The sequence below is a fragment of the Geothrix paludis genome (genome assembly GCF_022808815.1).
Lineage (GTDB): Bacteria > Acidobacteriota > Holophagae > Holophagales > Holophagaceae > Geothrix > Geothrix paludis.
This window is the reverse complement of record NZ_JAKZLC010000003.1, coordinates 258,774-270,491: the sequence shown is the minus strand read 5'-3', so window position 1 is coordinate 270,491 and position 11,718 is coordinate 258,774. Positions and strand designations below refer to the sequence as shown.

Genomic DNA, 11,718 nt, shown 5'->3' with positions numbered 1-11,718 from the left:
CCTCCCGGCCATCCGCCCCGCCTAAATCGCCTACCCGATTCGCATTTGCTCGACCTTCCCCGCCGCACCTACGGCCCTTTGCCGGAGACCTCCCATGCCCCACACCTTCCCCCCCTGGCCCACCTATGCCGAGGATGAAGTCGAGGTCGTGACCCGCGTCCTCCGCAGCGGCAAGGTGAACTACTGGACCGGCCAGGAGGGCCGGGCCTTCGAGCAGGAGTACGCCGAGGCCTCCGGCTGCACGTACGGCGTGGCCCTCATGAACGGCACCGCGGCCCTGGAGCTGGCCATCCGTGCCCTGGATCTGCCCGCCGGCTCAGAGATCATCACCACCCCCCGCACCTTCATCGCCAGCGCCAGTGCCGCCGTGGCCCAGGGTTGCGTCCCCGTGCTGGCGGATGTGGATCCCGACAGCGGCAACCTCACCGCCGAGTCCATCGCCCAGGTGATCACCCCGCGGACCCGCGCCATCATCGCCGTGCACCTGGCGGGCTGGCCCTGCGACATGGATCCCATCCTGGAGCTGGCCGAGCGGCACGGGCTGAAGGTCATCGAGGACTGCGCCCAGGCCAACGGCGCCACCTACAAGGGCCGCCCCGTAGGCGGACTCGGCCACGTGGGCTGCTTCTCCTTCTGCCAGGACAAGATCATCACCACCGGCGGCGAAGGGGGCCTGCTCACCACCAACGACGAGCAGGTATGGCGCCGGGCCTGGGAATACAAGGACCACGGCAAGAGCTTCGACGCGGTCTACCACCGCGAGCACGCGCCCGGGTTCCGCTGGCTGCACGAATCCTTCGGCACCAACTGGCGCATGACAGAAGTCCAGGCCGCCATCGGGCGCCTCCAGCTCCGCAAGCTGGCGGAGTGGACCCGCCTCCGCCGCCAGAACATGGCCTACCTCCTCGATGGCCTGGAAGGCCACCCGGCCCTGCGGGTGCCCCGCCCCGGCCCCGACTTCGGCCACGCCGCCTACAAGGCCTACGTCTACATCCGCCCCGAGCAGCTGCAGGAAGGCTGGACCCGCGACCGCATCATGATCGAGGTCGCCAACCAGGGCGTCCCCTGCTTCAGCGGCAGCTGCGGCGAGATCTACCGGGAAAAGGCCTTCACCGGAGCCGGCCTGGGCCCCGAGGCCCCCCTGCCCGTGGCCCGGCAGCTGGGCGAGACCAGCCTGATGTTCCAGGTCCACCCCGGCCTGAAGGAGGCCCACCACGACCGGCTGCTCCGGACCCTCCGGGGCGCTCTGGAGGCCGCCATGGGTGACAGCTTCTCCGAGGCCGCCGGCTGATCATGTACCCCTTCCTGAAACGCGCCCTGGACCTGGGCGTCGCCCTGGTCCTCCTGCTCCTCCTCGCGCCCGTCCTGGCCCTCACGGCCCTGCTGGTGCGCTGGAAGCTGGGGTCGCCTGTGCTGTTCCGGCAGGCGCGCGCCGGGCGTTTCGGTCGCCCCTTCACCATCTTCAAGTTCCGCACCATGACCGACGCCCGGGATCCGGAAGGCCACCTCCTGCCCGACGGAGACCGGCTCACCCCCTTCGGCCAGGCCCTCCGCAGCAGCAGCCTGGACGAGCTGCCCCAGCTGCTGAACGTCCTCTGGGGCGACCTCAGCCTCGTGGGGCCGAGGCCCCTACCCGTGCGATATGTCCCGCGCTACACCCCCGAGCAGCGCCGCCGTCTCGACTGCCCGCCCGGCATCACCGGCTGGGCCCAGGTCAATGGCCGCAACACAGTGGATTGGGATACCCGCTTTGCCTTGGACACCTGGTACGTGGATCACCGGTCCATGACCCTGGACCTGCGGATTCTTCTGCTCACCGCCCGGAAGGTCATCCTGCGGGAAGGGATCAGCGCTGAAGGGCACGAGACCATGCCGGAGTTTGAAGAGGATCAGACCGCTACTCCAATGTCCACGATGGAGCATTCATGAACATCCTCCTGACCAGCGCAGGGCGACGCGTTTCCCTGCTCAAGGCCTTTCTGGAGGCTGCGCATCCCATGGGAAGCAAGGTCTTCGTGGCAGACATGGATCCCCTGGCCCCAGCCTGCGCCTTGGCAGACGGTGCATTCCAGGTTCCGAGGGTCACGGCCCTGGATTACATCCCCACCCTACTCGGCCTGTGCCAACGCCAGCAGATTCAACTGATTGTCCCCACCATCGACACTGAACTTCAGATCCTCGCGGACCACGCATCACGTTTCCTGGGCGAGGGCATCACATCCCTGATCTCCTCGCCAGATTTCGTGCGAATCACCGGCGACAAGTGGCTCACCTTCCAGGCTTTCAAGGATGCTGGAATTCCCGTTCCAGCATCCTGGCTGCCGGAAACCGCCGATGACCGTCTTCCGATGGACCTTTTCCTCAAACCCCGGGACGGCAGCGCCAGCAGCCACATCTATCCCTGCCAACGCCCTGACCTGGATCGCATGCTCCCCCTCGTCCCCCACCCCATCATCCAGGAGCGGCTGGTGGGGCAGGAGATCACCATCGATGCCTGCTTCGACCTGCAGGGCCGTCCCCTCCACTTCGTCCCCCGAGAGCGGATCCGGACTTTGGGCGGGGAGTCCATCCAAGGCGTGACCCTGGACCGTCCCGACGTGGATGCCTGGCTGGTGACCGTCCTGGAGGCTTGCAGCCGGCTTGGTGCCCGGGGCCCCCTCACCCTTCAGGCCTTTCTGACGCCTGACGGCCCGGTCCTCAGCGAGATCAATCCCCGCTTTGGAGGCGGCTTCCCCCTGGCCCGCGCAGCCGGGGGCGATTACCCAGCATGGATCCTCCGCATGCTCCGGGGTGAAGCTCTGGCCCCCACCTTCGGCGCCTACCGAAAGAACCTCTACATGACCCGGCACCACACCGAGGTCTTTCTTGAGCAGCTGCCATGGGCCCGATGATGCTGAAAGCCCTTGTCTTTGACATGGATGACACGCTCTACCCTGAGTGCACTTACGTCGAGAGCGGCTTCCGGGCGGTGGCAGCCTGGCTCGAAACGGAGGCCAGCCTTCCTGCCGAGGAAACCCTTGCCTTCATCCACGAGGTTCAATCTGGCCAGAGGGGGGCGGTTTTCGATGCCCTCCTTGCGACTCGACCCAGCTTGGCAGGTCGCTTCACCGTGGCCGACTTGGTTCAGGTTTATCGGAATCATCGCCCCAACATCAGGTTGTATCCCGGCATGGAACGTCTCCTCGACGAGGTAAAGGCAAGGGCCATGCCCATCGGCCTGATCTCAGACGGATTTCTCGAAGCCCAGACTCGCAAAGCCGAGGCTCTAGGGGTCGCCCGCTGGGCCGATCCCATCTTGCTCACAGACGCGTGGGGCAGGGATTTCTGGAAACCTCATCAAAGGGCATTCAGACAGATGGAAGCCACATTCGGCCTGAACGGTGCCGCTGTGGCCTACATCGCCGACAATCCCGCCAAGGACTTCATCGCTCCGAACCAGATGGGATGGATCACCGTGCAAGTGGAGCACCCCGGGCAGGTCCATGCCACCCCAGAGCCTCCCTCCGTTCAGGCCATTGCAACCCATCGGGTCCAGGGCGTGGAAGCGTTGCGTCGGTTCCTTTGGAATCCCCTCCTTTCAAGCCAGGCTTGAGTTCAAAGAAGGAAGCCATGTCCAACCCCGACACCATTCTGGTCACCGGCGGCGCCGGATTCATCGGGTCCCACACTGTCGTGGAGTTGCTTCAGGCCGGATACGCAGTCGTGGCCCTGGACAACTTCGCCAACGCCAAACCTTCCGTCATCAGCCGCATCTGCACCCTGGCAGGCCGAGACTTCACCTTCGTGGAAGGCGATGTGCGAGACCCAGGCTGCATGGCCGCCCTCTTCCGCGATCATCCCATCCAGACCGTCATCCACTTTGCGGGCCTGAAGGCCGTGGGCGAATCCACCCGGGTACCCCTGACCTACTACCAGAACAACGTCACGGGCACTCTGAACCTGCTGGAGGCCATGCGGGGTGCCGGCTGCCGCAACCTGGTGTTCTCTAGTTCGGCCACGGTCTATGGTGACCCAGCCGAGGTGCCGATCCGCGAAGATTCCCCACTTTCCGCCACCAATCCCTATGGGCGTTCCAAGCTCATGATCGAGGAGATCTGCCGGGACTTGGCCAAGAGCGAACCTGGCTGGCGCATTGCCCTGCTGCGGTACTTCAATCCCGTGGGAGCCCATCCTTCCGGCCTGCTGGGTGAGGATCCCCAAGGCGTTCCCAACAATCTGATGCCATACCTCCTCCAAGTGGCCAGCGGCCATCGCCCTCACCTGGAAGTCTTCGGGCAGGACTACCCCACGCCAGATGGTACAGGCGTGAGGGACTACCTCCATGTCGTCGATCTCGCCCTCGGGCATTTGGCAGCCCTGAAGGCCCTGCCCAGGATCGAAGGCGCCATCCCCATCAACCTCGGCACGGGGCGCGGATATTCTGTGCTGGAGATGATCCAAGCCATGGAAAAGGTCATGGGACACCCCATTCCCTGGCAATTCGGCCCTCGCCGCCCTGGCGACATCGCTCTGTGTTATGCCAATCCCGACCGAGCGCACACCATGCTCGGTTGGCGTGCCGAACGCGATCTAATGGCCATGTGCAGTGATGGCTTGACCTGGATAAAATCAAATTCTTCTCTGAATTCAGCCCTGGCCTAAGCCTATTAGATGAACCCATGTATGCAGTCATTCGATGACATTCGGTTTTAAATTAAAGACAACTGATATGGTTAAAAGAGGCAGCTATGATTAGGCTGGAAAAAATATTATTATCAAACAACAATAAACGATTGACCTATCATTTTCAATGTCCAGGTGTTGAGTCCTATTTTAAACGAAAAAGATCCTTTTTCATTGAATACGAGGAAGATATTTCAACCTGCCCTGCGTCCATTTTGACAGTACCTTTTCTCGCCAACATGGCCCCGATCGCTTGGTTCTTGGACGCCGACCTCTATGTGCCAACCATAGACTCGACTTTTTTAAAATCGATAAATACAATCAAGGCCCTTTTTCTCCACCATCATCCAAACAGAAATTTTCAATCCAATATAATCTACGACAAAATTGAGACTATTTATTCAGAAAACCCTTTAAAGACAGCACTTCTCTTCAGCGGAGGAGTCGACGCTTTCACAAGTTTCATCCGGCATGCCAAGGAATCCCCTCGGCTCATCCTCTATCACGGCGCCGATATTCCTCTACGGGATACTCTCCAATGGAAAAGTTGCCAATCCTATTTCCAGCGCTTAGATCCCATAGCAACCCTCCCCTGTTCAATTGTTAAAACAGATTTCAGAGAATTCTATACTTACCACCTCCATGCCTTAGTGTCTGCTGACTGGTGGGCTTTGGTACAGCATGGACTTGCGCTTACAGCATCACTTGCCCCTTTGGCTCATCTGCACGGCCTCGGGAAAATCTACATCGCCTCGTCCGATACAGACTTCGCCTGGGGGTCGACGCCAGAGACTGACTCCGCAATCCGCTGGGCGAGTACCCAAGTCATCAATGATGGTTCTGAACTTTCCAGGGCCGAAAAGGTCGGGTTGATTGTCGAGACCTATCGTGACCTACCGGCGAAACCTTTGTTGAGGGTTTGCTACTCAGATGCAAAAGAATCGCTGAATTGTGGCGTTTGTGAAAAATGCCTACGGACTGCGGTCACTCTGGCACTCCATGGTGCAAATCCCATGGACTACGGTATTCCTCTTCCCGATAAGCCGTTTCAGTATCTTTTCGAGGCATTCCAGCATGGCCGATTCGCCTCCAACCCATCCAACCTTCGTCTTTGGAAACAGATCGAGAACCTTGCGGCCCAGGCCAAGCCCCTCAATTTCATCATCCCTGAATCGGACAGGTACTACCTCCGCAAGTTGGCCCAAAAAGAACTGTCGCAATTCATTCAACTCAGTATCGAGAGGAAGCGCACCGAAAAGGGCACCCCCTACATCAACTTTAAGACAAAGGTGGCCTTACAATTTCCATTGGCATTTTCTGTTTACCTTGGGCTTAGACGTCGGCTATCCCGCCACTTGACCCACCACTCCAATAGGAATCGTCTGCAATGATCTATGGCCTGCTGGGTTATCACCATCCTTCTACGACCTACAACCTTGGCGATTACATCCAAAGCCTAGCCGCCAAGCAGTTTCTTCCTTCAGTAGACCGACTGATCAACCGTGAGGAGTTGGGGGCCTACTCCGGCGATCCGATCGCCATGATTCTCAATGGATGGTTCACCCACAATCACCAGAACTGGATCCCCTCGAAGACCATCCAGCCGCTTTTCACCTCCTTCCACATTAACTCGAGCGCCGCTGCCGGCATCCTCAGCCATACGGGGATCGCGTATCTGAAGGAACACCAGCCGATCGGCTGCCGGGACCATCACACCCGCGATCTGCTCCAATCGGTGGGTATCGAGGCGTACTTCTCCGGCTGTTTGACCCTGACCCTGGATTCGTACCGAGGGAACCCATCCGAACGAACGGAGGAAATCTACCTCGTCGATCCATTCTTCAGCCTCCCGACCCTCGCATCCTGCTTTTCGAGCCCGAGATCTCTGGTGCGCCACATCCTCCAGGGCGACCTCCCAAGGCTGGGGCTTGGCCAGCGACTTCTGGATCGAATCTTCCCCGCGACATTCCTCGCCTCTTCCCGTGTGCTTCACCATGTCTTGCCCGCCGCCAAGACAACCCAGGAAGACAGATTCACACTGGCCGAGACCTATTTGTCCAGGTACGCGAAGGCCCGGTTGGTGATCACCTCCCGGATTCATGCGGCCCTCCCCTGCTTGGCCCTGGGGACTCCCGTGATCTTCCTGAACTACTTTCCTTCCGAGGTGGACCACTGCCGCTTCGACGGATTGATCGACCTGTTCCATCGGATAGACATACACCCTGATGGGGGCTACGAGGCGACTTTCGATCTCCAGGCTCTACTCCAGCGGGGCATCGTCCCCGAAAACCCCACGACCCACGAGGCATGGGCCGAATCTCTCAAAACAACCTGCCGAGCATTCATCAGCAGCGTGGCCTGAGCCCCATAGATGCCCGCCCCTTCCTCCATCCAACCGGCCAATAACTTGGCGCCAGCTCTGTCCGTTGGAGCCCGGGGCCGGCAAGCCGAATCCAAGGACATCCTCAAGTCCACGGTCATCGTCAGTCTGAGTTCCATCATCGTCATGGCCGTCGGGCTGGTTCGGACCAAGGTGATCGCCCTCGTCAGCGGCCCCCCCGGGGTTGGGCTGTTCGGCCTGATGTCCGGCTGGGTGGAGATCATTGCCATCCTGACCAGCTTCGGCCTGGGGACCAGCGGCATCCGACGAATCGCCCAGTATTCCGGGGCTCCGGATCAGATCGAGGTTTCCAAGGTTGCCTCCACCCTCAAGGTGACGACCTGGGCCACCGGCGGAGTCGGTTGCCTCCTGATGATTGGGTTCAGCCACCCTGCCGCCACTTGGGTGTTGAAGGCTCCCGGTGCTTCCCTCTCAGTGGCCATTCTGGGGTTGACCATCCTCTTTCGGGCCCTGACGACAGCCTACACTTGTGTCATCCAAGGCCTTCGCCGAATCACTGACCTGGCCATCATCAACATCCTTGGGGCCGTGGTAGGAACACTCCTAACCATCCCCCTTCTTGTATTCTGCGGTCCCTACGGCATTCCCCTGGCCATCGTCGCCGGCGGCTTCGCCACCCTGGCCGTGGCAGCCTGGTACACCCGGCGCTTGGACCTCCCATCGACCACGATCCCCTGGCGCGAACGCATCATTGAGGCGGGCGGGCTTATACGTTTCGGGGCGCCCGTGATGCTTTCGGCGGTGATCGGCGCGGTTTACCCCAATATCGAGCGATTGGCCATCACACGCTCCACCAGCTTGGCTGCGCTAGGTCAGTACCAGGCAGCCTCGTCCATTTCGACCATGCTGGCCACTTTCGTGCTCACAGCCCTAAGCACCGATTTCTACCCCAGGTTGGCGAGCCAAGTCAGGGAGCCCAGCGCTTTCAATGCTTCCTTCAATCAACAACTCCGCATGTCCGTCCTGCTGGCCTTTCCAGGGCTCATGTTCATCCTAGGCCTCGCACCCCACTTGCTTAGCCTGCTCTACACCACCTCATTCATCGAAGCAGCCGGGATTCTGCGGTTACTCGCTGTCGCGGTCTTTGCCCGAGTGTTGGTGTCCGGTTTCCGCTTGGCCCTCTTGGCCCAAGGAAGGAGTTCCCTGTACCTCGCGTACGAAAGCACCTTCACCCTTCTCAATGCCGGTCTGTTGTTCTGGCTCGTTCCCCGTTGGGGGGTCCTGGGCGCTGCATGGGCACTAACCCTCGCCACCCTGGCCTACGCTGGGCTATTGATCCTCGCCCACGGAAGATCCCTGGGATTCTGCTCGCGAACAAACCCAGCCATCTGGGAGTTCTTGGTGGGAATGGGGTTGCTCATGGCTTGGGCTTCCTGGTGTCATCAGTCGGGCTCTGGCGTCGGATTTGTCAGTCTTGGTACGCCCATGGCCGCGGCCGCTTATGCCATACGAATTCTGCTAAGAGAAACCGGCTATAGCGCGCAATTAAAACTCAAAAATACATCTTTTGAGTAACAATCCCCAACTAAAGCTTTTATATTTTCTAACAATTTGGACCAAATCCATCACAAATCCATCAAAATGACCAACCATCATTCTCGATGCCCTGGCTGCTGATATGTCCGCATTCAGCTAGCCGCGCCATGAGGCCCGGTTTCGTCAGCAGCATCTGGATCGCCTCAGCAATGCCCTGCGGGTCCAGGGAGCAAATCCACCCATCCTCTCCATGGCGGATCTGACTTGGAGCGGTGTCATAAGCGGTAATCAGAACCGGTTTGCCTAGAATCTGGGCCTCGCGCACGGTCACGGCCTTCCCCTCGTATCGCGAAGGCTGGACATAGAGGTCGCAGGCCTTCATGTACGGATAGGGATTGGCTTTCTTCCCCAGGATGATGACGCGATCCCCAACCCCCTCTTCCGCGATTCGCCGCCGGATGAGCACCTCATCGGGCCCAAAGCCGACGAGGTACCACTGCACCAGACATCCCAATTCACCCAGACGGCGCACAATCTGCGGCACGGAGTCGAAATTTTTTGCATGGCAGAATCGTCCGACTGAAAAAAGGCGCGCGATTCCCGGCTCCTGGGGCATCTCGGCACTCACATCCCCTTCGGCCTGCTGACGGATGAAGGTGGAGGAAAGGATGTTCTCCATGACACCCGTGCGGCCTGACGCTTCCGGAAAGACCTTGATGAAGGAGTCACGGACACCTTCGGACACCGCTAGGATGCGGTCCATGGCGGCCCACATGGGCCACTCAAAGGCCTGGTCCACCCCGTATTCCACGGAACCGTAGTCCGTATGGATCCATCCAACCCGGCGATCGGCCTGCACCTTGGCTCGCGCCACATCGTGGGGGGTGAGGAAGCTCAGGACCAGGTCATAGCGCCCTGGAATGGGAGGAAGAAAAGGCAGGCAGTAGCGAAGGCTTCGTGGAAGCAGGAAGCCGGGTCGCCCCAGAAACTGATCCCGCAGGGCAGTTACGACCTTGGCCGCAAACCGGGCCAGAGCGATGCCCACATACCCCTCGGTGAGCACCCGGTGGATGGGGCGCTCAAGCATTGTGTAGGCCGGCAGTTCTGGAAGCAGGCGCACTCCAGCAGGCAGGAGTCCCATGAACTCCCCTTCATGAGCCCAGAGAAAGAGGCTCACCTCATGCCCCTCAAGGAGCAGGTGCTCTAGCAGGCCGATCAAGGACCGTTCCACCCCGCCAATCCGCATGGCGTGGGAGAGGACTAGAATCCTCCTTCGAGTGCCAAGAGATTGATGCTTCACGCCGATTAACCCGAATGAGGTGTCGTGGTCGAGGGAAGAATCTAGGACCGCAATAACCTTCGAAGGTACTTGATCAAAGGCCCACCACCGAGAGCCGCAACAGTTTCTTTCAGCCGCCGAAGTGCCTTCCCTTTGGGTGTTACCCATGTCTGGGCATAGTGGTGGATGGCCACCGTCGCGGGTGTCCGATGGTCCAGACAGTTGGCGTAATCGTAAGGGGAGAACACAGTCTCCGGATAGCAAGCCACACCATCAGGCAGATCTTGTCGCAGGCCATTGAGGATCAGACCTCGCCGTTCGAGGAGTTGGGTAAGTACCTGGACGTTAGTGGTCAGGTCCTCACGCCCGTTCGCTTCTACAAAGGCCCGATCCTGGTATTGCGCCAGATATTCCTTGATGATCTCGTGGCCCTGGGCGCAACCGAAGGTGCTGGTGGCAACATAGTGGCCGTGTTCGAACCCGAAGAAGGCCTGATGCTCGAGAAAAACATCCATGGGCCGAAGGAGTTCAACGTCAGTATCGAGGTAGATGCCACCGTGCTGAAGCAGCGCCCACCCACGAGCATAATCACTGACGAATGCAAACTTACGGCGTTCATAAGCTTCTGATACATAGCGGCAGCAGGACACGTCGAAATTGGTTTCATTCCATTCGCGGATTTCATAGTCGGGGCAAACCCTTCGCCACCCATCGATGAACTGGATTGCCTCCAGCGGTAGGTTGCCTTTCCCGAACCAGCAGTAGTGCAGAATCTTGGGGATGCGGGGCATCTGATCATCCCTTCAGGAACATCAGGTAGGTGAACCCGAAATAGGCCAAGAGGACCCCTGCCAAGGCACGGTTGCGTCCCCTCGACGCGGCATCTGCCAGCAGGGGATAGACCATCACCCAGGACATCAGGAACCACGACAGGTAAGCAAAGCGATTCGAGAAACTCGCCCGGATCACCAGAACCCAGAAGGCGTTCGCGGCGACGTAGGTGTTGAAGAGCTGGAGGTAGAAGCGGTCTGTGAACCTATTGCGGAAGATCTGCCAGCCTCCCATGGCGATGGGCCAGAGGCTGTAGGCCAGGAAGTCCCAGCGGAACCCCGTGGCGCTGAAAGCCTGGGCGTTGGACTGGTCCACCAGGTAGCCGGAGAACCGCCCATCCCCCATCAGACCCGAAGCTGCGAAGGCCTGCTCCCACCAGCCCCCCATGGTCAGGGATAGCAGCACTGCAAAGAGGTACCCCCCCAAATAGGCCATTGGGTTGGCGTAGACGAAGGTCAGAAGGAAGACGGCGATGGGCAGGATCGCTGACGCATGGGTGCCGATGGCCAGGATAAAGATCAGGGCCATGGGAATCTTGCGATCCCGGAATGCCATGCCCAGCAGCACCAGGGAGGTCGCCAGCCCGTTGCGGATGCCATTGGTGCCATAGGCCCAGAAGGAAAACGAGGACACGGCCATGAGCAGGGTCGGGTAGGCGGCTCGGGGGCCATGCACCCGCCAGACGGCCCAGGCGATGACTCCCACGTACAGGGCTGCGCAGAGCAGGAACCAGGTTTCGGCCGACATGGCCGCTGCCGAGGCCTTCATGAAGCCCGCGAAGGCCCACTCGCCAGCGCCATACATCACCGGTGGGGCTCCGGGCCCCTGGAGCCGCTTGAAGTCGAAGGCGTAGGTGCCCATGTCCACGAAGTACCGCCCGCTGATGGGACGCAGGCCCATGTAGAGGATCACCGCCAAGGCCAGGCCCCAGGTCAGAACCACCCCCACGGCACGGGAGGGTGCGCCGAACGGCGACATCAGATAGACCAAGGCCGTTCCCAGCACCAGCGCCAACACGGCGTGGTAGAAGATGGGGGTGTAGAGGGGAAGTGGAATCACACGCAGGCTC

Annotated in this window: 11 protein-coding genes; 8 read left to right on the top strand and 3 right to left on the bottom strand. The window is 60.1% G+C overall.

The annotated features are described in order from the left end of the window. Nucleotides 1-94: 94 nt before the first annotated feature. The 8 genes from MLE64_RS09580 to MLE64_RS09545 all read left to right on the top strand — a co-directional run bounded on the left by MLE64_RS09580 (nucleotide 95) and on the right by MLE64_RS09545 (nucleotide 8,578). Nucleotides 95-1,291, top strand: coding sequence for a DegT/DnrJ/EryC1/StrS family aminotransferase (locus MLE64_RS09580; RefSeq protein WP_243317516.1), 1,197 nt, complete (start codon nucleotides 95-97; stop codon nucleotides 1,289-1,291). 2 nt (nucleotides 1,292-1,293) lie between these two features. Beyond that, a complete protein-coding gene (locus MLE64_RS09575; RefSeq protein ID WP_243317515.1) occupies nucleotides 1,294-1,929 on the top strand; it encodes a sugar transferase in 636 nt (211 codons plus the stop codon). Next, nucleotides 1,926-2,891: an ATP-grasp domain-containing protein gene (locus tag MLE64_RS09570; protein ID WP_243317514.1), complete on the top strand. Its 966-nt coding sequence runs from the start codon at nucleotides 1,926-1,928 to the stop codon at nucleotides 2,889-2,891. Before MLE64_RS09575 ends, MLE64_RS09570 begins: the two co-directional genes overlap by 4 nt. After that, nucleotides 2,879-3,592 carry an HAD family hydrolase gene (locus tag MLE64_RS09565; protein ID WP_243317513.1) on the top strand — a complete coding sequence of 238 codons (714 nt, stop codon included), beginning with the start codon at nucleotides 2,879-2,881 and terminating at the stop codon, nucleotides 3,590-3,592. The genes MLE64_RS09570 and MLE64_RS09565 overlap by 13 nt, the downstream gene beginning before the upstream one ends. A 17-nt stretch (nucleotides 3,593-3,609) precedes the next feature. After that, nucleotides 3,610-4,641 (top strand): UDP-glucose 4-epimerase GalE, encoded by a 1,032-nt coding sequence (galE, locus tag MLE64_RS09560; protein WP_243317512.1) that lies wholly within the window; start codon nucleotides 3,610-3,612, stop codon nucleotides 4,639-4,641. Between the two features lie 86 nt (nucleotides 4,642-4,727). Beyond that, on the top strand, nucleotides 4,728-6,053 hold the full coding sequence (locus MLE64_RS09555) for a hypothetical protein (RefSeq protein ID WP_243317511.1): 1,326 nt from the start codon (nucleotides 4,728-4,730) through the stop codon (nucleotides 6,051-6,053). Continuing rightward, nucleotides 6,050-7,024 (top strand): polysaccharide pyruvyl transferase family protein, encoded by a 975-nt coding sequence (locus tag MLE64_RS09550; protein WP_243317510.1) that lies wholly within the window; start codon nucleotides 6,050-6,052, stop codon nucleotides 7,022-7,024. The genes MLE64_RS09555 and MLE64_RS09550 overlap by 4 nt, the downstream gene beginning before the upstream one ends. A 9-nt stretch (nucleotides 7,025-7,033) precedes the next feature. After that, nucleotides 7,034-8,578: an oligosaccharide flippase family protein gene (locus tag MLE64_RS09545; RefSeq protein ID WP_243317509.1), complete on the top strand. Its 1,545-nt coding sequence runs from the start codon at nucleotides 7,034-7,036 to the stop codon at nucleotides 8,576-8,578. A gap of 61 nt (nucleotides 8,579-8,639) precedes the next feature. On the opposite strand, the gene MLE64_RS09540 is transcribed toward MLE64_RS09545, so the two are convergent. The 3 genes from MLE64_RS09540 to MLE64_RS09530 all read right to left on the bottom strand — a co-directional run bounded on the left by MLE64_RS09540 (nucleotide 8,640) and on the right by MLE64_RS09530 (nucleotide 11,708). Next, nucleotides 8,640-9,758, bottom strand: a complete 1,119-nt coding sequence (locus MLE64_RS09540) for a glycosyltransferase (RefSeq protein ID WP_243317508.1) — start codon at nucleotides 9,756-9,758, stop codon at nucleotides 8,640-8,642. A gap of 122 nt (nucleotides 9,759-9,880) precedes the next feature. Beyond that, nucleotides 9,881-10,609, bottom strand: a complete 729-nt coding sequence (locus tag MLE64_RS09535) for a glycosyltransferase family 32 protein (protein WP_243317507.1) — start codon at nucleotides 10,607-10,609, stop codon at nucleotides 9,881-9,883. A gap of 4 nt (nucleotides 10,610-10,613) precedes the next feature. Continuing rightward, a complete protein-coding gene (locus MLE64_RS09530) occupies nucleotides 10,614-11,708 on the bottom strand; it encodes an EpsG family protein (protein WP_243317506.1) in 1,095 nt (364 codons plus the stop codon). Between the last annotated feature and the right edge of the window lie 10 nt (nucleotides 11,709-11,718).